Here is a 22,675-nt window from a genome sequence, read left to right on the forward strand (position 1 = left end):
TGATGGCGCTTGAGTTCCAGCCGTGGGGTAAGACTCCGCGACTCGTGAAAGACATGATCATCACCGAGAAGTTGGACGGTACCAACGGGTGCGTGGTGATCAAGAACATCACGGGAGTGCCCTTCTCCGGCGGCCTTATCGTCGGCACGGACGAGGGCATCTTCCAGATCGGGGCGCAGTCCCGGAACCGGATGCTCCCCGTGGGGCCCCAGGGCATGGACGACCTGGACTGGCGTCGCCGTGACAATCAGGGCTTCGCACAGTGGGTCAAGGCGAACGCGGCGGGCCTGGTGACGACCCTCGGAGAGGGCTACCACTACGGCGAGTGGTACGGCCAGAAGATCGGCCGCAGGTACGGCCTCGACCACCGACGCTTCGCCCTCTTCAACGTTTCCCGCTGGGGGCACCTGAACGAGAACCCCAGCGTTGTGCCAGGCCTGGAGGCGGTCCCGCAGCTCTACCAGGGGCCGTTCGACACGGCCAAGGTCGTTGAGGTCTACGACGAGCTGATGACCCGGGGATCTCGGGCCGTCCCCGGCTACATGACCCCCGAGGGCGTGATCGTCCACCACACGGCCAGCAAGCAGGTCTACAAGTACCTCGGTGGCGACGACCTGCACAAGTGGCAGCTCCAGGCGGTGGCCGTCTGATGGCCGAGTTCACGGTTGTCACCGAGCCGAAGGCCAAGCTGACGCTGACCTGGGGCGAGATCAGCACCCTCCGCATGGGGATGGACTACATGGTGACCTGGTCAGACGACCCCGATATCGAGCAGCGGGGCCGTGACCTGCGGACCTTCCTTGACGAGGTCCAGGTCGCGATGGGCGAGTACGTCTGATGGCCCGTCGCTTCGATCTGGACGTCAACGAAGCGGGCCTGGCTCTCCTCGTCTCCGATCTCAGCGCCTCACGGGACCTCCTCAGCGAGGTCAATGGGAGCTGGCTCCGGGTGCTCCGGCTGAACACCGACAAAGCGTGGTTTCGCGTGAGCCTCGACAAGCACCAGTACGGGCGGCTCGTCGCCCGCCACGCCCGGTCGCAACTCCTGGAGCGCTACCAGCCTCCGGCTGAGGAACCCAGCGACGACTTGACCAAGTAACAGGCACGTGTAAACGGGCCCCGGCTTCGGCCGGGGCCCTTTGTGTAGGGGAGAGAAATGAAGTATCGCGTCAACTTCGCCAGGACCACGTGGGCCTCGGTATTCGTGGAAGCCGAGACCGAGGATGAGGCGGTAGAGGCGGCATTTGAGGAGCTGCCAGAGTTCACCGCTCGCGAAAGCGGGTGGGGCTCGTTCGGAAAGTGGTCGGCGGACGCCGACGATTGGATGACCGTGGACGAGTTCTACGGGCCCGAGTACGAGACAGGCCAGCACGGTCCCGTGGTCGGAGAGGACACGCGATGAACCCGAAGTTCCCGAAAGAGATCTTCTTCGTGGTGGGTCGAAAGAACCGGCTGTACCACAGCCGAGGGCACGTGAAGCTCTCGCTCAACCACAACAAGGGCGACCGAGTCTACAAACTCGGCTTCCTCGGCAACTGGCACGAGGTCACGGGGGAGTTCAAATGACCCTCGGCGATTGGCGAGGTGTCGAGTACGGCATCGGCTCTCTCGTGAGCTACTGCGAGCACTACCGGCGAAGCGCATCCCGAATGCTGGTCGGCCGGGTCGTTGAGATCACGACCAAGGGCACGGTGATGATCGAGGTCGAAGCCTGCTCCAGAGGTAGCTGGAACAGGACCAAGGACGGCCGTAGGGCGTGTCAGGTCCGGCAGAACATCACCGTCCTGGAGAGCTGATGAAGCTCATCCGAGCCTCTGGCATCCGCGCCGTGATCTGGCCAGACGGCCAGCTAGCCATCAACTAACATGACCGTACGGCCTCAGGCCGGGAGAGCTTTCATTCACGCGAGCTGCATTCGACTCCCGGTCTGGGGCCTTTTGTATGCCCGGAGACCTAATGAGCTGGACCATTCTCGACCCCTACGGCACACCCTATGGGGGAGTGGAGGACAACATCGCCGAGCCGATCCGCCACGGCGGCTCTGGCTACGAGGACGAAGAGACCTTCGAGCCCTTCTCGTACGGCCACGTACTGGACCTGCTGGGCGAGTTCGGCAACCAGAACACAGGTGGAGTCGCGTGAACGTCTCCGGTGACCACTGCGGAGCCTGCGGCGAAGAAACCGAAGCGCTGGAGTGGGACGAGGACTACGAGGTCTACGTCTGCGAGGACTGCTACCAGTCCCCTCCCGAATAGCTGAGAATCCCCAACCCCCGGCCCCTTGTGTGGGTCGGGGTTTGTCGGCTTGGAGACTAAGTGAGTGACGAAGTATTGAGAGCGGCTGAGGAATCAGACATGGCTACGCATGTTGCCGGCGCCGTGGATGGATTGAGGGAGACCGTCGAACGTCTCGATGGCTTTCAACGGCCGTGGATCGTCATTCGAGGTGGCACTGTCGACAGTGTGATGGAGCGGATTCTTGCAATAGCAGCCTGAGATCCGTCCGCCACGAATAGTCAAGTTGAAAAGGCCCCCGGCTCATATCGAGCCGGGGGCCTTTTTTGGGTTTCGGGAAGCTAGCGCCTGCCGCTGGCCCAACTCTTGGCGCGTTCAGCAAGGTTCGGCGGGAGGACTACGCCTGCGACCGGGGTGTGGTCCGGCTTCCGGACGCACATCACCTTGACCCCCGCCTCCCGGAGTAGGGCACCACGCTCAACGTCCGAGAGGGTCTCCCACAGTTTGGCGTAGGTCTGCCCCGTGCCTTCGTAGTGCCAGGAGGACGGTCGGATGGGCAACTCCTCCAGTTCAGCGATCCGTTCGTCCAGGGAGCTGAGCTGCTCCATGATCTTCTTGCGTCCAGACGACGACCGGGTGATGGTGAGCTGCTCTGCCAACTCGGTGTAGGCGGCCTGCGCCGTTTCCAGGGTTTCCGTGTGGTCCTCACCCGGCACATACACGCGCTGTTGGACTTCGAGTCCGCCGATCACGTTCAGGACCTCAGCGAAGACCAGCTCCTCAAGTTCCTGGAACCTGTACGGCTTGTCGGAACACTTCCGCGCCTTTGGCACCGTTGCGTCGCTCGCCGAAGCGCAGCGGTAGTAGAAGTACGGCTTAAGGCTCCCGTCAGCCATCTCCTTCTCAACACCGCGCCGGTACAGCGGACGCTCGCATCGAGCGCAGAACCCCACTTGAAGAAGAGGGGCAGCGTCGTGCCTGTTGCCCGTGGTGTTGTAGGCATTGGCTTCGAGCTTCTCCTGAAGACGTTCCCAGGTCTCCCGCCTGATGATCGGTTCGGCGAACTGGATGGGCAGTCCATCGGGTCCGCGGAGGACATCCCACTTTTTGTGCTTGGTGTTACCCCGGTCCTTGATGCGCTGGCCGAGCAAGGCCGGTGACCGCAGCATCTCGTACACGGACGTGTATCCCCAGGACTCGGCGCCACGCGCCGTGGGGACCTTGGTCTCATTCAGCCAGTTGACCTGCGAGAGGGTTGATGCGCCGCCGATGATGCGATTGATGACGGTGCGGAGGACCTGAGCTTGTGCATCGTTGACGATGAGCTTCCAGCCGTTTCCGTCGTCGCGCTCGACGGCGGTGTAGCCGAAGGGGACTCGTCCTCCAGGCCAGCGACCTTGTCGGAGAACTTCCGCGTACCCCTCCTTCGTTCGCTTCTGGATCATGTTGCGTTCTAGTTCGGCGAACACAGCGAGGATTCCGCCCATCGCTCTTCCCCACATGTCCGTGAGGTCGATCTGGGGGTCGAGGATCACCAGGCCGATGCCGTGCTTCTCCGACCAGGCCATGAGGTCCACGAAGTCACGCAGGGAGCGGACGGCCCGGTCCAGCTTGGCCCAGATGAGGATGTCGTACTCGGTGTGGCGCTCAAGCCACGCCCCCAGCTCTGGGCGCTCCCATGGGGGGATGCTGGCCGACACGTCCAGGTCGATAGCCCAACCGATGATCTCGGTGTTGTTGGTGTCGGCCCACGCCTGCTCGGCTTCCCGCTGGCGCTCTGGCGAGGTGGTCTCCTCCGTGAGACTGGATAGCCTCACTGCCCCAACCGCCCTACGGCGCTCTGCCCCTGTCTGCACTGATCTTCCTCCCGTTGCTGTGCTAGGATACCTGTTGTCAAAGCTTCCGGTTGGGCCAGTCTTCGCCGGAGTTGAAGATGGCGGCGCGGACGCGGTCCCGGGCCTCGTTGAGGGCGGCGTCGGGCAGGCCGACGAGGTGCAGGCCGGGGACGCCGCTGGTGATGGCGGCCTCGACGTCCACCATGAAGCCGTCGACGCCGACCAGGGCCACGGAGCGGGTCTTGGCGAGAGCCACTCAGATCACGTCCCGCTCGTGCTCGATGGAGAAACCGTCGACCACCAGGTCGCCCGGGTGGCGGGCGGGGAGCAGGCAGAGGGCATCGACGCGTATGCGGGCGCCGGGGACGCCGTTGTGGGACGCCCACTCCCAGGCGAGGCGGCGTAACCTGACGGCCTTGTCGGAGGTGATGGCCTCGAACGGGGTGCCGAGGGTGACGCCGCGGCGGGTCTTGACCTCGCAGACGACGTGGCGCCGCCCGTCGTGGGCGACGATGTCGAGCTCGCCCTGCCTGCATCGCCAGTTGCGCTCGACGATCGTCCAGCCGATCTTGGTGAGGTAGGCCGCCGCCGCGTCCTCGCCGCGTTGCCCCAGAGTCCTGTTCGCGTTCATGCGTTCGACGGTGCACCCCGCGGAGCGCGGACGGAAGCCGAACCGAATTCTGTGGATAACCCGGGCTCGGGTGCTTGCTTTGGTGAGGACGGTGGCGCAGCGTGGCCGATGTGGAACCACAGGCCGCATGGGCGCGAGAGGCGCTCGCCGACTTCGAACGGCATCTGCGGGCGGAGCGCGACGTGTCGCCGCACACCCTGCGGGCCTACATGGGGGATCTCGGTGATCTTTGCGAGTACGCGGAGAACGTCGGGGTCGGGGAGCCCGATGATCTCGACGTGGGAGTGCTCCGGGGATGGCTGGCCAGGCAGCACGCGCTCGGGCGGGCGCGGGCCACGCTGGCCAGGCGTACGGCGGCCGCCCGAGCGTTCACCCGGCACCTCCACAGGCGGGGCCTGCTCACGCACGACCCCGGCCCCCTCCTGGGGACGCCCAAGAGGCAACGTGACCTCCCCGCAGTCATCACGCAGGGCGAGGCGTCGCGGCTCCTGGAGGAGATGGAGGCGGAGGGGCCGCTCGGCCTGCGGGACAGGGCCGTTCTGGAGGTCCTCTACGGGACGGGAGTGCGCGTCAGCGAGCTGTGCGGCCTGGACATCGAGGACCTGGACACCGAACGACGCACGGCACGCGTCCTGGGCAAGGGGGGACGTGAACGCGTGGTGCCCATGGGCGCACCGGCGGCGAGCGCCGTGGAGGCGTGGCTGCGCGACGGGCGCGGGGCCCTGATGACCGGGGAGAGCGGCTCCGCGCTGTTCCTGGGCGCGCGCGGCGGAAGGCTCCACCCCACCAGCGCGCGCCGCATCGTCCACGCCCGTATCGGGGAGGTCGGGGAGGTCCCCGACCTGAGCCCGCACGGCCTGCGCCACAGCGCCGCCACCCATCTGCTGGAGGGCGGCGCCGACCTGCGCAGCGTCCAGGAGATCCTGGGGCACGCCTCGTTGCAGACCACCCAGCTCTACACCCACGTCTCGGCCGAACGCCTGAAGCAGGTGCACCGCCAGGCCCATCCGCGCGGCTCGGAGTGACCCCCACTAGGGGCGCCTGTGGCGGCGCTCGTGGGCCAGGTCGATGACGCCCGGAGGGGTCTTGCGGCGCAGCAGGCCCCGGGCGGTCCGCCAGATGAGGGAGAGGGACAGGGCCAGCAACATCCCCGCTATCGCGCCGCCAGTGGCGGTTGTGGCGTCGCGCAGGTCCATCCGGGGCTCGGAGGCCTCGGAAGGCTTTGCGTCGCTGGTGGGCGGGGTCACGGTCTTGCTAGGCCAGAGTGGGAGCAGCCGGACGCGAGGGCGGACGAGGGTCAAGGGATCCAGGTAGGTGCGGCCCTTCAGCAGCCCCCAGTGGAGGCACGTGGCCGGGCAGTGCCCGGGGACGTCCTGCACGAAGCCTATGCGCGTCCCCGCGGCCACCCGGCGGCCCTTGGGGACGGCCGATCGTACGGGAAGGTACGTGGTCCGCAGGGGGCCGTGGGTGATGGCGACCACACCCCGTCCGGCCAGGACACCGGTGTACGAGACGCGCCCCGGCCCGGCGGCGTACACCGGCTGGCCTGGCCTGGCGGCGAGGTCGACGCCGCGGTGGCCGGCCGCCCACGGAGCCGGAGGCGGCGAGAACCCCCTGATGACGCGCGGTGCGGGCGGGCCTAACGGCCAGCGCCACGAGGCCGGGACCGCCGAAAAGGCGGTGCCGGGCGCATCGTCCGCGCCGGGGAGAGCGGGGGCGATCAAGGTGCAGGTGAGCAGCAGTGTGACGAGGGTCATACCTCGCAGCGTGGCCGGACGGGGCGGCTGGTCACCAGGGTGCGGCCCGATTGTGGAAAACCCGCGGCCGGGCAGGTCCGGTTGATTCCACGTGTACGGCGGTCATCCCATAGACTTGGGAGACGGTCGCGCGGGTGCTAACCCAAGCGGCCGAATTCACGCGCTCGCCAGCCACCTGCTTCTGACAGGTGGGTCACAACCTCTCGGTCCGTCACCCCGGTGGCGGAGGGGTTGCGTCCGGGCGCCGGCACCCAACCGAGAACGTGGCCCGGGACCACCCGGGCCGGACAGGAGAACACGGGCCATGGCACCCGTCGTCACCATGCGGCAGCTGCTCGAGAGCGGCGTCCACTTCGGCCACCAGACTCGCCGGTGGAACCCGAAGATGAAGCGGTTCATCCTCACGGACCGCAACGGCATTTACATCATCGACCTGCAGCAGTCGCTGTCCTACATCGACCGCGCCTTCGAGTTCGTCAAGGCCACGGTCGCGCACGGCGGCACGATCCTGTTCGTCGGCACCAAGAAGCAGGCCCAGGAGGCCATCGCCGAGCAGGCCACGCGGGTCGGCATGCCGTACGTCAACCAGCGCTGGCTGGGCGGCATGCTCACCAACTTCTCCACCGTCCACAAGCGGCTCACCCGGCTCAAGGAGCTGGAGGAGATCAACTACGACGACGTCGCGGGCTCCGGCATGACCAAGAAGGAGCTCCTCGGTCTCCGCCGCGAGAAGGACAAGCTCGAGCGCACCCTCGGCGGTATCCGCGACATGGCGAAGGTTCCCAGCGCCATCTGGATCGTGGACACCAAGAAGGAGCACATCGCCGTCAACGAGGCCCGCAAGCTGGGCATCCCGGTCGTCGCGATCCTCGACACCAACTGCGACCCGGACGAGGTCGACTACCCGATCCCGGGTAACGACGACGCCATCCGCAGTGTCAGCCTGCTGACCCGCGTGGTCGCGGACTCGGTCGCCGACGGCCTCATCGCCCGCGCCGGCGCCGCCTCCGGTGGCGACGAGAAGCCGGCCGAGGGCGGCCAGGCCGCCGAGCCGCTGGCCGAGTGGGAGCGCGAGCTGCTGGAGAACAAGGAGCAGTCCGGCGCCGAGACCGCCAAGGTCGCCGACGCCGAGGTCCCGGCCGCCGAGGCCGTCGCCACCGGCGAGGACGCGGCCGCCGCTGCCGCCGCCGCCGAGGCCAAGGACGGCGAGGCTCCGGCCGCCGACGCTCCGGCTGCGGACGCTCTGGCCACGGAGGCTCCGGCCGCGGACGCTCCGGCCACGGAGGCTCCGGCCGCGGACGCTCCGGCTGCGGAGGCTCCGGCCGCGGACGCTCCCGCCGCTGACGCGCCGGCCGCCGAGGTCAAGGGCGACGAGGCCGCGCAGGCCTGACGATCGCGTGTCCCCGGGGCGGGGCGGTCCGCCGTACGAGACGTACGGCGGCCGCCACCGCCCCGGGGCCGGTCTCCATCAGCAGACTTCCCATCCCGACAGAGACGAAGAGAACGATGGCGAACTTCACCGCCGCTGACGTCAAGCGGCTCCGCGAGCTGACCGGCTCCGGCATGATGGCTGTAAAGAACGCTCTCACCGAGGCCGACGGCGACTTCGAGAAGGCGACGGAGATCCTGCGCCTCAAGGGCGCCAAGGACGTCGGCAAGCGCGCCGAGCGCACCGCCGCCAACGGCCTGGTCGTCGAGCGCTTCGACGGCTCCGGCGACGGCGCCCTGCTCGAGCTCAAGTGCGAGACCGACTTCGTCGCCAAGAACGAGGAGTTCATCTCCCTGGCGAACCGGCTGGTCGAGTTCGCCGCCACGAGCGACGCCACCGACGCCGAGACCCTGAAGGGCCTCGAGATCGAGCCGGGCAAGACCGTTCAGGCCCTCATCGAGGAGAACGGCGCCAAGATCGGCGAGAAGCTGGAGCTCGGCCGCTACGCCCACTTCCAGGGCGCGTTCGTGGCCAGCTACCTGCACAAGTCCGACCCGCAGCTGCCGCCGACCACCGGCGTGCTGGTCGAGCTCGACACCGAGAACGCCGAGGTCGCCAAGGACGTCGCCCAGCAGATCGCGGCGATGGCTCCGAAGTACCTCACCCGGGAGGAGATCCCGGCCGAGGCGATCGAGAAGGAGCGCGCGCTCGCCGAGCAGCTGACCCGCGACGAGGGCAAGCCCGAGCAGGCCATCCCCAAGATCGTCGAGGGTCGCGTCAACGCCTACTTCCGGGACTTCGTCCTGGTCGAGCAGGCGTTCGTGAAGGACAACAAGAAGACGATCGCGAAGGTCCTCCAGGAGGCCGGCGTCAACGTCCAGCGCTTCGCCCGCTTCAAGGTCGGGCAGAGCTGACGTTCGCCGCCACCGGCTGAACGGGCGTCGCCCGCCGCGCAAGCGCCGGGCCCGACGAGCGCAGGCACCCACCGTCCCGTCTTGGAACGAGACGGTGGGCACGCCCCTCGACCGGACCGGAGCCCCGGCGGGGTGAACGCCCGAACGGCCAGGGCGTGACGGCCTAGAGCGGGATCCCCCGGGGTCGGTGAGTGCAGACTCGCCACTTAGGGGCACCCTGGAAGTAAGGGGTTTGTGGCGGAACCGCACGCGACGCACGTGCCACAAGCGCGTGAGGCACCGCGGCCGCCACGAGCGAGACACCACGGCTACCCCAGGATCTGGGGCCCCGAATGACAGGGACCGACAAGATTACGAAGCCGCGAAACGAGGAGGCCGCCGACGTGCAGGAGACAACGGACACTGACACGACGGCGGCCTCGCCGTCTGCATCCACGTCCGGAACGTCCATGACCGCTGGTATGCCCGGGCCGTCCGCCGGGGACGCCCGTGCCCCGCGTGCGGGCTGGAAGCGCGTCCTGCTGAAGCTGTCCGGCGAGGCGTTCGCCGGCCGCGACCCGCTCGGCATCGACCCCGAGGTCGTGCAGCACGTGGCGGAGGCGATCGCCGAGGCCGTACGCGACGGAGTGCAGGTCGCGGTGGTCTGCGGCGGCGGCAACATGTTCCGCGGCGCCGCCATGGCCGAACGCGGCATGGACCGCGGCCGCGCCGACTACATGGGCATGATCGGCACCGTCATCAACTGCCTGGCGCTGCAGGACTTCCTCGAGAAGCTCGGGCTCGACACCCGCGTCCAGACGGCGATCACGATGAGCCAGGTCGCCGAGCCGTACATCCCGCGGCGCGCCATGCGGCACCTCGAGAAGGGGCGCGTGGTGATCTTCGGAGCGGGCCTCGGCCAGCCGTTCTTCTCCACCGACACCACCGCCGCGCAGCGCGCGCTGGAGATCGGCGCCGAAGCGGTGCTCAAGGGAACGCAAGTCGATGGTGTCTACGACGCCGATCCGCGAAAGAATCCGGACGCGGTCAAGTTCGACCGTTTGGATTACGGTGAGGTTCTACAGCGGGGACTGAAGGTCATGGACGCCACGGCCATCAGCCTCTGTATGGACAACGACATGCCCATCGTGGTCTTCGACCTCATGGGGCAGGGCAACATCGTCCGGGCCGTCCGGGGTGAGAAGATCGGCACGCTGGTCAGCCCGGCCGAGGGCTGACCGGGGCCGAGCGGGCACCGGTGTTCAGGTGAGATTGGCCGACCAGATGACACGGGAGTCGAAGTGATCGACGAGACTCTCCTCGAAGCCGAGGAGAAAATGGAGAAGGCGGTCGCGGTCGCCAAGGAGGACTTCCAGGCCATCCGCACCGGCCGGGTCACTCCCGCCATGTTCAACAAGATCACCGCGGAGTACTACGGCACGCCGACGCCGATCAACCAGCTGGCGTCGTTCACGCTGCCGGAGCCGCGCATGGTCATCGTGCAGGTCTTCGACAAGTCGTCCATGCAGGCGGTGGAGAGGGCGATCCGCGACAGCGACCTCGGCGTCAACCCCACCAACGACGGCAACGTCATCCGCGTGGTCTTCCCCGACCTCTCGGAGGAGCGCCGCAAGGAGTTCATCAAGGTCGCCGGCTCCAAGGCGGAGGACAGCAAGATCTCCATCCGCAACGTCCGCCGCCGTGCCAAGGACACCCTCGACAAGTTCGCCAAGGACGGCGAGGTCGGCGAGGACGAGGTCCGGCGCGCGGAGAAGGAGCTCGACGACACCACCCACAAGTACGTGGCGCAGATCGACGAGCTCCTCGAGCACAAGAAGGCCGAGCTCCTCGAGGTTTGATGGAACTGGACGCGACCGGGGAGCCGGCCGGCTCCCCGGATGAGCCGAAGGCTCCCGACACCCCGCCACCGGCCCACAAGAGGACGGGACGCAACCTTCCCGCCGCCATCGCCGTCGGCGCCGCCCTCGGCGCCCTCGTGCTGCTCTCGCTCTACACCGTCAAGGCGATCTTCCTGGTCGTCATGGTGGTGTTCCTCTTCATCGGCCTGCACGAACTGGCCGGGGCGTTCAAGTCCCGCGACGTCCGGGTGGCGCTGCCCCCGCTCGCCGCGGGCCTGGTCGCGGCGACCGTCACCGCGTACGGCTGGGGCCCCGAACCCCTCGTCGCGGTCACCGCGCTGACCGTTCTCGCCGTGCTGATCTGGCGCATGGCGGACGGACCTCCCGCCGGGTACGTCAGGGACGTGACGGCCGGCGTCTTCATCACCGGCTACGTCGTCCTGATGGCGGGCATCGTCGCGCTCATCATTGCGCCGGACGACGGTGACCACCGCATCGTGATCTTCATCGCGACCACCGTCGCCAGCGACATCGGCGGCTACTTCGCCGGGACGTTCCTCGGCAGGCACAAGCTGGTCCCCTCCATCAGCCCCAAGAAGACCTGGGAGGGCGCCGCCGGGTCCATCCTGGTCTGCATGCTGGTCGGCGGCTGGCTGGTCGCCTGGCTGCTGGACGGCCACCTCTGGGAGGGCGCCCTCATCGGCGCCGCGGTAGCGATCATCGCCATCGCCGGCGACCTCATCGTCTCGATGGTCAAGCGCGACCTCGGCCTCAAGGACATGGGCACCCTGCTCCCCGGCCACGGCGGCGTCATGGACCGTCTCGACTCCCTGATCGCCACCGCCCCCGTCGTCTGGGTCCTCCTAGAACTCCTCACCCCCTCGACCTGACCCCGCCTTCCCGCCTTTGACCGGGTTGACCGGCCTGGCCGGGTCGCCCTGTGCTAGGTGCGCCTCCACGGCATGGCCGGGCTTGGGCGGCGGTCGGGTTGGGTTGAGGTCAGGCGGTCACCCAGGAGCGGGACTGCTGGGCCAGGCGCCGGACCAGGGCGTCCGAGCCTTCGTTCTTGGCGTAGTTGTGCTCCTCGCCGGTGATCGGGACGAGCCAGAGCCAGCGGACGGGGTCGCCCTGGACGTTGAGCCCGGCGAGCCCCGGATCGACCGGGCCCGCCAGCCGGCTCGGGTCGTCGAGCAGGAGGACACCCTCCCATTCGGCCTGCTCAGAGGTGTTCAGCGGGAATGTCCGAGCCTCGTGGTACCACTTGACCACGTCACCGGGCGCGAACCAGGTGATCGAGCGCCAGGGGTACTGGGCCAGCCAGGGGAAGATGCTGCCCGCACGCTGGCTGGGCAGGGTGGTGGCCAGCGCCAGCTCGATGCGGGAGTACGGGGCCACGTCGTCCTCGTACAGCTCGATCGTGGGCATGCGCTGGCGGCTCATGCCGACGGTGCTGAGCACCGTGAAGTCGCGGCCGCCGCGGGCGGGGCGTTCGGAGACGCCGACCGTGGGGGCCAGGCCGTCGCGCAGCTGGCGGCCGACGTCGTGCCAGTAGTGCCCGCCAGGGCCCAGACGTTGCAGGAGGTGACCGAGGACCGACTGCTGGAAGTCCGCCCACGAGCCCTCGGCGTGCACGTCCTTCCAGTGCGCGCGGGCCCGTTCGAGCCGGGGGCCGAAGTCCTCGTCGGCGAGCGGGAAGGCGAACGGGCTCTGCTTGATCGCGTCACGGCTGTAGCCCGGGATCCCGCGTTCCATGTCGGACCACCCGGGGATCACGCACACCAGATCACCGGCCTCCAGGATCGCGACGCCGTCGCCCTCCTCGAACCAGACGGTCTCCAGCGGGCCGAGAGCCGGGCGCCCCTCGGGGTGGTCGACGTGCTCGACGCTGAGTTGCGGCGCGAGGCCCGCCTCCAGCCGGGACCGGTCGAACTCCTCCGGAGCGGCGGTGTGGTTGGCGACCCAGACGGCGCCGATCACCGCGTTCGAGGGATCACGCAGGTAGGCGGCCGAGACGACGCCGTCGGTCTCCACCACCAGCCTGCGGCTTCCGTACGGGCTGACCTCCTCCAGCACGACCGAGATGGTCGAACCGGACCCCCTTCGCAATACCGACATGATCGAAAGCCTATTCCCAGGTAGTGGTCATTCGCAGGCATCCCGGGCGTAACCCCCGGACGGCCCAGGCACACGCCGGGATTTGCGACACTGGAAGGACCATGTCTGCCACCGAAGAGACGCCGAAGACCCCCGCGAAGCTCGTCTTCGCGGCGCCCCGGCGCGCCAAGCCGCCGCGCCACCTCGCCGACCTGACCACGGCCGAACGCCGGGCGGCGGTCGCCGAGCTGGGGGAGAAGCCGTTCCGCGCCGACCAGCTGTCACGGCACTACTTCGCGCGCCTCGCCGACGACCCGGCGGAGATGACCGACCTGCCCGCCGCGATCCGCGAACGCCTGACCTCCGAGCTGCTGCCCGATCTGCTCACTCCCGTACGTGAGCTGGCCTGCGACGGCGGCAAGACGCTCAAGACGGTCTGGAAGGCCTTCGACGGCGTGCTCTTCGAGTCGGTGCTGATGCGCTACCCCGACCGCGCCACGATGTGCGTCTCCTCACAGGCCGGCTGCGGCATGAACTGCCCGTTCTGCGCCACCGGCCAGGCCGGGCTGACCCGCAACCTGTCCACCGCCGAGATCGTCGAGCAGGTCGCCGCGGGGGCCCGCGCGATGTCGCGCGGCAAGGTCGCCGGTGGCCCCGGCCGCGTCTCCAACATCGTCTTCATGGGCATGGGCGAGCCCCTGGCCAACTACAAGGCCGTGATCGGGGCCGTCCGCCGCATCACCGACCCCGCGCCCGCGGGGCTCGGCATCTCCCAGCGTTCGGTCACCGTCTCCACCGTGGGCCTCGTCCCGGCGATCGAGAAGCTGGCCGCCGAGGACATGTCCGTCCGCCTCGCCGTCTCACTCCACGCGCCCGACGACGAGCTGCGCGACGAGCTGGTGCCGATCAACAACCGGTGGAAGGTCAGCGAGGTCCTGGACGCCGCCTGGGCGTACGCCGACAGGTCCGGCCGCCGCGTCTCGATCGAGTACGCGCTGATCAAGGACATCAACGACCACGCCTGGCGCGCCGACATGCTGGGCAAGCTGCTGCGCGGCCGCCTCGTCCACGTCAACCTGATCCCGCTCAACCCGACGCCCGGCTCCAAGTGGACCGCCTCCCGTCCCGAGGACGAGCGCGAGTTCGTCCGCCGCCTGGAGGCCCACGGCGTCGCCGTCACCGTCCGCGACACCCGGGGCCGCGAGATCGACGGCGCCTGCGGCCAGCTCGCCGCCGCCACCAAGGACTGACCCGTGACGGCCGCAACCCCGCAGCCACCCACTCACCAGCCACCAGCTCCGCAACCACCCGTCCCGCAACCGCCCGCTCAGCAGGCACCGGCTCTGGAGCCGCCGACCCAGCAGGCGCCGGTCCCGCAGCCACCGACCTTGCAGCCACCAGGTCTGCGGCCGCCCGTCCCGGAGCCGCCCGCTCCGCAACCGCCGGTCCCGCAGGCGCCGACCCAGCAGGCACCGAGCCCGCAGGCGTCGAGTCCGGAGGCGTCGAGGGCGCAGGCACCGACCTTGCGGGCACGGGTCCCGCGGCGCGCGGCCGTACCCCTGCGGGTGGCTGAGGAGGAGTGGCGTGGGCGGGCTTCGGCGCATGAGACGCGGGTCGCGGCCTGGCTGGGGCCGCATCTCGAACGGCGTGCCCGCGGGGAGGCGCACCCGGTCGAGGACTTCCTCTTCAGCTACTACGGGTACCGCCCGGCGAGGCTGGCCAAGTGGCACCCGGGCGCTGACGTACATCTCGCCGGTGCGGACGCGGCGGACTTCGGCCAGGACTACCTCGCCACCTCTGATGGGGCCGTCCTGGACACCGCGGCCGTCCTGGCCAAGCGCAAGGCCACGATCGAGTTCGTCGCCGGACTGCTGAGCGCCACGGCCGGACGGGCCGCGCAGTTCGGGTGCTTCGGCCTGCACGAATGGGCCATGGTCTACAAGACGCGGGAGATCCGTCACTCGGCCTGGCCGATGCGCCTCGAACCAGAACGGATCGCCGAGGTCGTCGAGGAACGCGGCGTCCGCTGCAGCCACTTCGACGCGTTCCGATTCTTCACGCCCGAGGCCCGTCCGCTGAACGTCCTGCAGCCCACCCGAGACCGGCAGGCCGAACTCGAGCAGCCGGGGTGCCTGCACGCCAACATGGACCTCTACAAGTGGGCGTTCAAACTGTCCCCGCTGGTGGGGAGCGAACTGGTCGCCGACTGCTTCGCCCTCGCCCGCGACATCCGCACCGTGGACATGCGCGCCAGTCCGTACGACCTGAGCGCCCTGGGGTATCGCCCCATCCGCATCGAGACCGCGGAAGGCCGCGCCGAGTACGCGGCCGAGCAACGTGCCTTCGCTGAACGGGCACGTCCGCTGAGGCAGCGCCTCATCGATTCCTGCACCTGGCTGATGGCCCGCTGAGGTCGCCTGAGGCGGGCGGTTGCGCGGTGAACGAGCGCGCGCCACGCTAAATGCCGATTGGTCCACGTGTGCGGTACGGATCGAGGAGCGAGCGACAGTGAAGTCGGGAACGCGCCGCCTGCCGGTGGTGCTGCGGGGCTACCACCGCGGCCAGGTTGACGAACTGCTCGCCCGCATCGAGGCCGCGCTCGGCAAGAGCCTGCTCGACGACCCGCCTCCTGAGGCCAGCGCCAGCGGTCACCGGCGTGGCAAGCGCAGTGCGGCCTCCCGTAAGCGCAATGCAGTGCCTGGCAAGGCTGGAGGCGAGTCGGGCAAGGCTGATGCCTCTCGCAAGGCGGATGCCGCGTTCGGCAAGCCCGCCGAGGCCGGTGATGCGTCCGGGAAGGCCGGTCCCACGTTCGGCAAGCCCGGTGATGCGTCAGGCAAGCCTGAGGGGGTCGGCGACGCGTCCGGCGGCTCTGAGGGCACCGCCGCGCCAGGCAAGGCTGTTGGTGCGTCTGGCGTGCCTGACAGGGCGAGTGACGCGGCGGGTAGGTCCGGCGCGGCGACCGGTGGGCCCGGGACGTCTGGTGGTGCGTCCGGCGAGGCCGGCCTCACGATCGGCAAGCCGAGTGATGCTTCAGGCAAGCTCGCGAAGGCCGGTGGCGAGTCTGGTGAGGCCGGTGGTGCGTCCGGTACGCCTGGTGAGGGCCGTGGCGCGGTGGGCGGTCCTGGTGCTGTGTCAGGCGGGTCTGGTGGTGCGTCTGCCGAAGCCGGTCTTGTGTTTGGCGAGTCCGGTGATGCGTCAGGCAAGCCCGGGGATGTTGGCGGCGCGTCCGGTGAGCCTGGTGAGGGCGGCGACGCGGAAAGCACGTCCAGTGCTGCGGCCGGCACGTCCGCCAAATCTCGGGATGCATCCGGCAAGGCCGATCTTGGGCTCGGCGAGTCTGGTGCTGCTTCAGGCGAGGCCGGGGAAGTCGGTGGCGTGCCTGGTGAGGGCGGTGGCGTGGCGGGCGGGTCTGGTGCTGTGTCTGGCGGGTTCGGCAAGTCTGTGGGTGCGGTCGGCGAGGCCGGTTCTGCGATTGGCGGGGCTGGCGAGACTGGTGGGCGTGGGGGAGGCGGTCACGCGTCGGGCAAGGCTGGTGCTTCGGGCGGCGGGTCTGGTGGTGCGTTCGGCGCGGGTGGTGAGGGGGGTGGGGCGTTTATTGGGACTGGTGGTGGTGCCGGGGTGAGGGCTGGGTCGGGCGGGAGGGGGAGGCGGCTTACGGCTGATGATGTTCGGGCTGTGCGGTTCGACGTTGTGCTGCGGGGTTATGCGCCGCGGGTGGTGGATGAGCTGTTGCTGGAGTCGATCCGGGAGCTGCAGGCCATCGGGCCGATCGGGAGGCGGGCGGGGCGGCCCAAAGTGCATCCGGGATGGCTGATCTCGTGGATCCAGAGCACGAAGTTCGCCCGGGCCCGGTTGCGGTCGGGGTATGACGTGCGGGACGTCGACGCGTTCCTGCAGAGGGTGATCAGGGGGTTGCGGGGGACGGAGCCGCCGTTGTCGGCGCGGGACGTGCGGGAGATCGCGTTCCGGACAGTACTGTTCGGGCACGGATATCACGAGCGCGAGGTGGACGAGTTCCTTCTCCAGCTCGCAGGTGCGCTCGAACGTCGCTGACCGTGAGCGTGCGGCGCACATCGGCGGTGCCGCCCGGGGGATTAGGGGCGAACCGGATATGAACAGATCTTGAAAGGGTGCTGGCGCATCGCGCGTTAACACGCGACGCTACGTGACATGGATCACTTCGCGGCGCAGCATCAGCGGCTGCGCTCCCTGTTCGGCGTGTTCTTCGCTCCCGAGGTGACCGCCGCGCTGCTGCCGCTGGCGCGGCCCGCGCTGCGGCTGGGGGCCGACGGCGAGGCGACGGTGCGGCTCGGCGGGACGCCGCTGCTTCCGCCGGGTGAGGACTGGCCGACGTGGGAGGGGCGGCCGCTGGACTTCCTTCTCGCGGTCGACTTCGCCGAGCTGGCCGAGGTGATGGACGTTCCCGGCGTTCCGGCGGCCGGGCAGGCGGCGTTCTACTACGCGAGCGGGATCCCGCGGCCATGGGGCGACGACGGTGCGCAGCGGGACGGGTGGCGGCTGGTGACCGGCGACCTCGGGGAGGTCGAGGCGCCCGAGGGCACGGCGACGTTCCCGATGTGCCCGCTCGCCGCGGCGTCGTTCCTCTCGCTGCCGGCGCCGCAGGAGGCGGTGGTGCGGCGGCTGGAGGAGCGCTACAGCGGCATCCTCCCGGTGTACGAGCAGCTGCATGCCGCGTGGCTCCAGCACGTGTGGCCGGACGACACGCCGGTGCACCAGATCGGCGGGTGGCCGGTGCTCGTCCAGCGGCCGCTCGGGCCTGACTGCGCGCAGGCCTCGTCCGGCTCCCCGGAGGAGGGGGACGAGTGGCGGTTGCTGCTCCAGCTCGACTCGGACCGGCGGCTCGGCTGGGACTGGGGCGAGCCCGGCCGGGTCTACTTCTGCACGCGGTCGGTCACGTCGCTGGAGAACGCCTGGCTGATGCTCCAGGCGGCCGGCTGAGACCTGGCCCGAACCGGGCGGAACCTGGCCGCCGCACCGCTGTCGGGGCCTGACGCGGCGCGGCTACCGTCGTCGGCGGTCACGTCGTACGAAGGGGTTCCGCGCCGTCATGTCCAAGGTGTTCCTGTCACTTCACGTCATCGCCGCGATCCTGGCGATCGGGCCCGTGGCGGTGGCGGCCAGCATGTTCCCGCCGGCGCTGCGCAAGGCGAAGGAGGACCCGGCGTCGCTCCCGGCGCTGCGCAACCTCAACCGCATCTGCCAGGTGTACGCCGGGATCGGCATCGCGGTGCCGCTCTTCGGGTTCATCACGGCGAGCACGATGAACGTCCTGGGCGACGGGTGGTTGATCGTCTCGATCGTCCTCACCGCGTTCGCCGCGGCCGTGCTGGCGTTGCTGATCCTTCCCCGGCAGGCCGCGGCGCTCGCGCTGGTGAACGGGGACGCCGCGGCGGACGTGGGGGCGAGTGCGGCGCGGCTGGCGATGTTCACGGGGGTGTTCAACCTGCTCTGGACGGTCGTCACGGTGCTGATGATCGTCCGGCCGGGATCGTCGACCGGGGCGTAGGTCAGGTGCGGGTGCGCCGCACCAGGAGGTAGGCGAGGCCCACGGCGGCGGTCCACAGGGCGAGGTGGGCGCCGAGCCCGGGGAACGCGGAGACGAGGACGTCGGGGCCGTCGTGGGCGGCGCGGATCCAGGAGATCATCGGGACGGAGACCACGTCCAGCGGGCCGAGGCTGAGGAGCAGGGCGGCGGTCGCGCCGCCGAGCAGCGCCAGCAGCGAGACGCCGGGGTCGGGGACCAGTGCCCGGCTCGTCCAGGCGCCGAGCAGCGTGGCCGCGGCGGCGACCAGGGCGTTCAGGGCCAGGCCTGCCAGCACCGGCAGGGCGGCGAGGCCCGCGACGAGGCCCTGGACGACCGGGACCGCCAGGACGATCACGGCGAGGCCCAGGTTGACGCTGCCGGCGGCGAGGAGCCCGGCGAGCGCGGGCGTCCAGGGGCCGCCCGCGGCGGTGGCCGACAGGGCGCGCTGCTCGTCCGGCTGGGTGTCGAGGAGGGAACGCGCCGCCCACGCCCACACCGGGAACATGAACGCCGCCACGTCGCCGAACGCGCCCGTGGCGAGGCGGGCGCCGACGGGCGGCTGGAAGAGGACCAGCGCCAGCAGGAGCAGGATGACGATCAGTGGGGGCAGCACCCGCAGCGAACGCAGGTAGCCCGCCACCTGGAAGCGCGCCAGCGCGATCACCGGCCGGCCCCCCGGCGGCGGACCTCGTGCCCGTCGGCGCGGAGCCTGCTCTCGACGGAGTCGGCCTCGTCGGCCCGCACCGTCACCTCCAGGACCGCCCATTCCGCGGACGTCACGGGGGAGACGGTGGCGTTCTCGACCCGGACGCGGTCGACGCCGGGGACCGACTCGATGACGCGCTGGTGGTCGCTGACGACGACGGCGGTGCCCTCGGCGGCGAGCTCGGCGATGAGGCCGGGGAGCATGGCGCGCGTCTCGGCGTCCAGCCCGGCGAACGGCTCGTCCAGCACGAGCAGGCCGGGGTCGGCGAGGAGCGCCTGGACGAGGCCGACCTTCTGCGCGCCGCCCTTGGACAGCTCGGGCAGCCGGGTGTCCATCAGGTGGCCGGCGCGCAGGCGGTCGGCCCACCGGTCGATGCCGTCGCGCACGTCGCGCAGGCCGCGGACGGCCGCCATGTGCTTCAGGTACGAGGCCACCGTGAACGGCTGGTCGACGGGGAAACGTTCGGGCGCGTAGCCGACGCGGTCGGGGCGGCCGGTGACGGTGCCGCGGCCGGGGGAGCGGAGGCCGGCGAGCACCCTGAGGAGGGTGGACTTGCCCGCGCCGTTACGTCCGGTCACCTCCAGGACGTGTCCGGGCGGCACCGCGAGCGAGACGCCGTGGAGCACCCAGGGGCCCCGGCGGCGGTAGCGGAAGGCGACCTCGGTCAGCTGCACAGTTCACGGACGGTAGTGAGCCCGGCGTAAGGGCCGCGTTAGCCGCGCCGCGCCGGCCCGGTGTCCGTGCCGGCTGGCACAATGCGGCGCATGGGTGCCTGCGTGTTCTGCGAGATCATCAAGGGCGAACGGCCCGCGCACTTCGTGCTGGAGGCCGACGACGCGGTGGCGTTCCTCGACACGCGGCCGCTCTTCAAGGGGCACACGCTGCTGGTGCCGCGCGAGCACGTCGAGACGCTGACCGAACTGCCGGCCGACGTGCTCGGCCCGTTCTTCGCGCACGCGCAGCGGCTCGCCGCGGCCATGGAGTCGGTGCTCGGCGCGGCCGGGTCGTTCGTGGCGATGAACAACAAGATCAGCCAGAGCGTGCCGCACCTGCACGTGCACGTGGTGCCGCGCAACAAGAAGGACGGGCTGCGCGGCTTCTTCTGGCCGCGGCACAAGTACGACTCGGACGCCGAGGCGGCCGAGTATGCGGCCCGGCTCCGCGCGGCGCTCTGAGCGCGGAGCCGGGGTGATGAGGTGTCGTCAGCCGAGTGCCGTCACGACGGCGACCATCGGCTCGAGGCCTGCGTCCTCGTCGCCGGCGGGTGCGCCCCCGTGCGAGTCCCCGTGCACCGCGGCGTGTTCGTAGAGGTCGCGTTCGGCGCGGTCGAGGACCGCGGACAGTACGTATTGCGGGACCGTCCAGCCCAGTAGCTCCGCCGCCTTCCGGATCACGAGGCGCTGTTCCTCGGACGTCGGGAACTCGATGTGATCGTTCAGACGGGTGACGGGAAGGTCCTGGTGAACCGACTCATACATGGCCGGTCTCCTTCCTTGCAACATCCAAAAGTACGCCCGGAGGCGCGGATGCTGCATCCCCACTGAGAAGGAGAATATGAGCCCGGTGAGATAACGGGCGGTCAGCGGGTTCCCCACGAGTAGGTCTGCTTGCGCAGCTTCAGGTAGACGAAGCTTTCGGTGCTCACCACCCCCGGAACCGCCCGGATCCGGCCGAGCAGCTCCAGCAGCTGCTCGTCGCTCTCGGCGACGAGCTCCAGGAGGATGTCGAACGATCCGGCCGCGATGACGACGTAGTCGATCTCGTCGATGGCGGCCAGCTCGTCGGAGACCTTCTCCAGGTCGCCCTCGCACTTGACGCCGATCATCATCTGCCGGGAGAAGCCCAGCATCAGCGGGTCGGTGACGCCGACGATCTGCATCACGCCGGTGTCGAGGAGCTTCTGGACACGCTGCCGCACCGCGGCCTCGGAGAGCCCGACGGCCTTGCCGATCGCGGCGTACGAACGGCGGCCGTCCTGCTGCAGCTGCTCGATGATCTGCTTGGACGTGTCGTCCAGCTGGACGGGGCGTTCGGCCATCCCTGCCTCCTTCGCGGGCGTGCCGTGGCGCGGATTGCGGCACGAACTGCGGTACTTGCTGCGGCATCGTGCCTACGTAAGCTACGAACCAAGGGATTCCGTCGTGAAATGGGATCGTAACAACGGAATCCCTTGTCATGATGCCAAACCTCTGTCAAGGTCGGGGCCAACAGGACACATCGGTTCGTGCCCATCGAGGAGGGTCGACGGTGACCAGCGACAGCAGGACCAGGCTGCGCAACTTTATCGGCGGCGAGTACGTGGACGCCAAGGACGGCCGGACGTTGGAGGTGGTCGACCCGAGCACCGGCGACGTCTACGCCGAGGCCCCGGTCTCCGGCGCCGAGGACGTCGACGCGGCCTTCCGTTCCGCCGCCGAGGCCTTCCCCGGCTGGCGCGACCTGCCGCCGAAGGACCGCAGCCTGGCGTTGTTGCGCTTCGCCGACGCGGTGGAGGCGCGGGCGGACGAGCTGGTCGCCGCCGAGTCCCGCGACACCGGCAAGCCGATCGGGCTGACCGCCGAGGAGGAGATCCCTCCCATGGTGGACAACATCCGCTTCTTCGCGGGCGCGGGCCGGATCCTGGAGGGCAAGGCGTCCGGCGAGTACATGGCGGACCACACCTCGTCGATCCGCCGCGAGCCGATCGGCGTCTGCGCCCAGGTGACGCCGTGGAACTACCCGATGATGATGGCGGTCTGGAAGTTCGGCCCGGCGCTCACCGCGGGCAACACCGTCGTCCTCAAGCCGTCCGAGACCACCCCGGCCAGCACGCTGCTGCTCGCCGAGATCGCGGCCGAGTTCCTGCCGCCGGGCGTCTTCAACGTCATCTGCGGCGACCGCGACACCGGCCGTGCGCTCGTCGCCCACCCCACCCCGCAGATGGTGTCGATCACCGGCAGCGTGCGCGCCGGCATGGAGGTCGCCCGGGCCGCCGCCGACGACCTCAAGCGCGTCCACCTCGAGCTCGGCGGCAAGGCGCCGGTCGTCGTCTTCGAGGACGCCGACATCGAGAGCGCCGCCGAGGGCATCGCCGGGGCCGGGTACTTCAACGCCGGGCAGGACTGCACCGCCGCCACCCGCGTCCTGGTCGCCGACCGGCTCGCCGACGACTTCACCGCCGCGCTGGCCGAGGCGGCCCGCGGCACCAAGGTCGGCCCGCCGACGCAGGAGGACGCCGACTACGGCCCGGTCAACAGCGCCGGCCAGCTGGACCGCGTCCAGGGGTTCCTCGACCGCACGCCGGACCACGCCCAGGTCGTCGCCGGCGGCGAGCGGGTCGGCGAGCGCGGCTACTTCTTCGCGCCGACCGTGATCAGCGGGCTGCGCCAGGACGACGAGATGGTGCAGAACGAGATCTTCGGGCCGGTCATCACGGTCCAGCGGTTCACCGAGGAGGAGCGCGCCGTCGAGTGGGCCAACGGCGTCAAGTACGGCCTCGCCGCCAGCGTCTGGACCCGCGACCACGGCCGCGCCATGCGCATGACCAGGGCGCTCGACTTCGGCGCGGTCTGGGTCAACACCCACATCCCGTTCGTCTCCGAGATGCCGCACGGCGGCTTCAAGCACTCCGGCTACGGCAAGGACATGTCGATGTACGGAGTCGAGGACTACACCCGGATCAAGCACGTCATGCACTACATCGGCGCCTAGCGC

30 protein-coding genes are annotated in these 22,675 nt (G+C 69.7%); 21 read left to right on the forward strand and 9 right to left on the reverse strand.

From position 1 onward, the window contains the following. Nucleotides 1-2 precede the first annotated feature (2 nt). The 8 genes from ABZ810_RS11880 to ABZ810_RS11915 all read left to right on the forward strand — a co-directional run bounded on the left by ABZ810_RS11880 (nt 3) and on the right by ABZ810_RS11915 (nt 2,494). Nucleotides 3-650: an RNA ligase family protein gene (locus tag ABZ810_RS11880; RefSeq protein WP_358402282.1), complete on the forward strand. Its 648-nt coding sequence runs from the start codon at nt 3-5 to the stop codon at nt 648-650. Next, nucleotides 650-838, forward strand: a complete 189-nt coding sequence (locus ABZ810_RS11885; protein ID WP_358402284.1) for a hypothetical protein — start codon at nt 650-652, stop codon at nt 836-838. The genes ABZ810_RS11880 and ABZ810_RS11885 overlap by 1 nt, the downstream gene beginning before the upstream one ends. Continuing rightward, complete coding sequence (locus ABZ810_RS11890; RefSeq protein ID WP_358402286.1) at nt 838-1,098, forward strand: hypothetical protein; 261 nt, start codon at nt 838-840, stop codon at nt 1,096-1,098. The genes ABZ810_RS11885 and ABZ810_RS11890 overlap by 1 nt, the downstream gene beginning before the upstream one ends. Nucleotides 1,099-1,155: 57 nt before the next feature. Further along, nucleotides 1,156-1,401: a hypothetical protein gene (locus tag ABZ810_RS11895; RefSeq protein WP_358402288.1), complete on the forward strand. Its 246-nt coding sequence runs from the start codon at nt 1,156-1,158 to the stop codon at nt 1,399-1,401. Beyond that, nucleotides 1,398-1,565 (forward strand): hypothetical protein, encoded by a 168-nt coding sequence (locus tag ABZ810_RS11900; protein ID WP_358402290.1) that lies wholly within the window; start codon nt 1,398-1,400, stop codon nt 1,563-1,565. Before ABZ810_RS11895 ends, ABZ810_RS11900 begins: the two co-directional genes overlap by 4 nt. Beyond that, the gene (locus ABZ810_RS11905) at nt 1,562-1,795 is read left to right on the forward strand and encodes a hypothetical protein (RefSeq protein ID WP_358402292.1); all 234 of its coding nucleotides are present in this window, start codon (nt 1,562-1,564) and stop codon (nt 1,793-1,795) included. The genes ABZ810_RS11900 and ABZ810_RS11905 overlap by 4 nt, the downstream gene beginning before the upstream one ends. Nucleotides 1,796-1,955: 160 nt before the next feature. Next, complete coding sequence (locus ABZ810_RS11910; protein ID WP_358402294.1) at nt 1,956-2,141, forward strand: hypothetical protein; 186 nt, start codon at nt 1,956-1,958, stop codon at nt 2,139-2,141. Nucleotides 2,142-2,314: 173 nt separating this feature from the next. Continuing rightward, nucleotides 2,315-2,494 (forward strand): hypothetical protein, encoded by a 180-nt coding sequence (locus ABZ810_RS11915; RefSeq protein WP_358402296.1) that lies wholly within the window; start codon nt 2,315-2,317, stop codon nt 2,492-2,494. A gap of 80 nt (nt 2,495-2,574) precedes the next feature. Here ABZ810_RS11915 and ABZ810_RS11920 read toward each other — a convergent pair whose 3' ends face one another. The 3 genes from ABZ810_RS11920 to ABZ810_RS11930 all read right to left on the reverse strand — a co-directional run bounded on the left by ABZ810_RS11920 (nt 2,575) and on the right by ABZ810_RS11930 (nt 4,699). Then, a complete protein-coding gene (locus ABZ810_RS11920) occupies nt 2,575-4,050 on the reverse strand; it encodes a recombinase family protein (protein ID WP_358402297.1) in 1,476 nt (491 codons plus the stop codon). 76 nt (nt 4,051-4,126) lie between these two features. After that, complete coding sequence (locus ABZ810_RS11925; RefSeq protein ID WP_358402299.1) at nt 4,127-4,324, reverse strand: magnesium chelatase domain-containing protein; 198 nt, start codon at nt 4,322-4,324, stop codon at nt 4,127-4,129. Next, nucleotides 4,325-4,699, reverse strand: a complete 375-nt coding sequence (locus ABZ810_RS11930) for a YraN family protein (protein ID WP_358402301.1) — start codon at nt 4,697-4,699, stop codon at nt 4,325-4,327. It abuts the gene before it with no gap. A gap of 110 nt (nt 4,700-4,809) precedes the next feature. On the opposite strand from ABZ810_RS11930, the gene ABZ810_RS11935 reads away from it, so the two are divergent. After that, on the forward strand, nt 4,810-5,724 hold the full coding sequence (locus tag ABZ810_RS11935; protein WP_358402303.1) for a tyrosine recombinase XerC: 915 nt from the start codon (nt 4,810-4,812) through the stop codon (nt 5,722-5,724). Between the two features lie 6 nt (nt 5,725-5,730). Here the strand turns inward: ABZ810_RS11935 and ABZ810_RS11940 are convergent, their stop codons facing one another. After that, on the reverse strand, nt 5,731-6,456 hold the full coding sequence (locus ABZ810_RS11940; protein ID WP_358402305.1) for a peptidoglycan DD-metalloendopeptidase family protein: 726 nt from the start codon (nt 6,454-6,456) through the stop codon (nt 5,731-5,733). Nucleotides 6,457-6,760: 304 nt separating this feature from the next. Between ABZ810_RS11940 and rpsB the strand changes: the two genes are divergently transcribed. The 5 genes from rpsB (at nt 6,761) to ABZ810_RS11965 (ending at nt 11,527) form a co-directional block, all read left to right on the forward strand. Next, nucleotides 6,761-7,846: a 30S ribosomal protein S2 gene (rpsB, locus tag ABZ810_RS11945; protein ID WP_358402307.1), complete on the forward strand. Its 1,086-nt coding sequence runs from the start codon at nt 6,761-6,763 to the stop codon at nt 7,844-7,846. Between the two features lie 116 nt (nt 7,847-7,962). Then, a complete protein-coding gene (tsf, locus tag ABZ810_RS11950; protein ID WP_358402308.1) occupies nt 7,963-8,799 on the forward strand; it encodes a translation elongation factor Ts in 837 nt (278 codons plus the stop codon). A gap of 449 nt (nt 8,800-9,248) precedes the next feature. Continuing rightward, entirely contained in the window at nt 9,249-10,016 is a 768-nt protein-coding gene (gene pyrH / locus ABZ810_RS11955) for a UMP kinase (protein WP_358402310.1), read from the forward strand. A gap of 63 nt (nt 10,017-10,079) precedes the next feature. Beyond that, the gene (gene frr / locus ABZ810_RS11960; protein ID WP_358402312.1) at nt 10,080-10,637 is read left to right on the forward strand and encodes a ribosome recycling factor; all 558 of its coding nucleotides are present in this window, start codon (nt 10,080-10,082) and stop codon (nt 10,635-10,637) included. Further along, nucleotides 10,637-11,527, forward strand: coding sequence for a phosphatidate cytidylyltransferase (locus ABZ810_RS11965; RefSeq protein WP_358402314.1), 891 nt, complete (start codon nt 10,637-10,639; stop codon nt 11,525-11,527). The genes frr and ABZ810_RS11965 overlap by 1 nt, the downstream gene beginning before the upstream one ends. 109 nt (nt 11,528-11,636) lie before the next feature. On the opposite strand, the gene ABZ810_RS11970 is transcribed toward ABZ810_RS11965, so the two are convergent. Further along, complete coding sequence (locus ABZ810_RS11970; protein ID WP_358402316.1) at nt 11,637-12,752, reverse strand: suppressor of fused domain protein; 1,116 nt, start codon at nt 12,750-12,752, stop codon at nt 11,637-11,639. Between the two features lie 101 nt (nt 12,753-12,853). Here ABZ810_RS11970 and rlmN point away from each other — a divergent pair, with 101 nt between their 5' ends. From rlmN to ABZ810_RS11995, 5 genes are all read left to right on the forward strand, one after another. Beyond that, nucleotides 12,854-13,981, forward strand: coding sequence for a 23S rRNA (adenine(2503)-C(2))-methyltransferase RlmN (gene rlmN / locus ABZ810_RS11975; RefSeq protein WP_358402318.1), 1,128 nt, complete (start codon nt 12,854-12,856; stop codon nt 13,979-13,981). Nucleotides 13,982-14,290: 309 nt separating this feature from the next. After that, entirely contained in the window at nt 14,291-15,142 is an 852-nt protein-coding gene (locus tag ABZ810_RS11980) for a 3-methyladenine DNA glycosylase (RefSeq protein ID WP_358402851.1), read from the forward strand. A 97-nt stretch (nt 15,143-15,239) separates the two neighbouring features. After that, on the forward strand, nt 15,240-16,784 hold the full coding sequence (locus ABZ810_RS11985; RefSeq protein ID WP_358402320.1) for a DivIVA domain-containing protein: 1,545 nt from the start codon (nt 15,240-15,242) through the stop codon (nt 16,782-16,784). Between the two features lie 117 nt (nt 16,785-16,901). After that, nucleotides 16,902-17,690 carry a YwqG family protein gene (locus ABZ810_RS11990; RefSeq protein WP_358402322.1) on the forward strand — a complete coding sequence of 263 codons (789 nt, stop codon included), beginning with the start codon at nt 16,902-16,904 and terminating at the stop codon, nt 17,688-17,690. Between the two features lie 109 nt (nt 17,691-17,799). Then, the gene (locus ABZ810_RS11995; protein WP_358402324.1) at nt 17,800-18,258 is read left to right on the forward strand and encodes a DUF2269 family protein; all 459 of its coding nucleotides are present in this window, start codon (nt 17,800-17,802) and stop codon (nt 18,256-18,258) included. Nucleotide 18,259: 1 nt separating this feature from the next. Here ABZ810_RS11995 and ABZ810_RS12000 read toward each other — a convergent pair whose 3' ends face one another. Together ABZ810_RS12000 and ABZ810_RS12005 are read right to left on the reverse strand one after the other, a co-directional pair. Then, nucleotides 18,260-18,940, reverse strand: coding sequence for a hypothetical protein (locus tag ABZ810_RS12000; RefSeq protein ID WP_358402326.1), 681 nt, complete (start codon nt 18,938-18,940; stop codon nt 18,260-18,262). Continuing rightward, a complete protein-coding gene (locus ABZ810_RS12005; RefSeq protein ID WP_358402328.1) occupies nt 18,937-19,656 on the reverse strand; it encodes an ABC transporter ATP-binding protein in 720 nt (239 codons plus the stop codon). Before ABZ810_RS12005 ends, ABZ810_RS12000 begins: the two co-directional genes overlap by 4 nt. Nucleotides 19,657-19,746: 90 nt before the next feature. On the opposite strand from ABZ810_RS12005, the gene ABZ810_RS12010 reads away from it, so the two are divergent. Next, nucleotides 19,747-20,157, forward strand: a complete 411-nt coding sequence (locus ABZ810_RS12010) for an HIT family protein (protein WP_358402330.1) — start codon at nt 19,747-19,749, stop codon at nt 20,155-20,157. Between the two features lie 27 nt (nt 20,158-20,184). On the opposite strand, the gene ABZ810_RS12015 is transcribed toward ABZ810_RS12010, so the two are convergent. Next, the gene (locus ABZ810_RS12015; RefSeq protein ID WP_358402332.1) at nt 20,185-20,460 is read right to left on the reverse strand and encodes a DUF1778 domain-containing protein; all 276 of its coding nucleotides are present in this window, start codon (nt 20,458-20,460) and stop codon (nt 20,185-20,187) included. A gap of 101 nt (nt 20,461-20,561) precedes the next feature. After that, nucleotides 20,562-21,020, reverse strand: a complete 459-nt coding sequence (locus tag ABZ810_RS12020) for an Lrp/AsnC family transcriptional regulator (protein ID WP_358402334.1) — start codon at nt 21,018-21,020, stop codon at nt 20,562-20,564. Nucleotides 21,021-21,229: 209 nt separating this feature from the next. Between ABZ810_RS12020 and ABZ810_RS12025 the strand changes: the two genes are divergently transcribed. After that, the gene (locus tag ABZ810_RS12025) at nt 21,230-22,672 is read left to right on the forward strand and encodes a gamma-aminobutyraldehyde dehydrogenase (protein WP_358402336.1); all 1,443 of its coding nucleotides are present in this window, start codon (nt 21,230-21,232) and stop codon (nt 22,670-22,672) included. Nucleotides 22,673-22,675 lie beyond the last annotated feature (3 nt).

Origin of the sequence: Spirillospora sp. NPDC047279 (assembly GCF_040643285.1) — a bacterium.
Classification (GTDB): Bacteria; Actinomycetota; Actinomycetes; order Streptosporangiales; family Streptosporangiaceae; genus Spirillospora.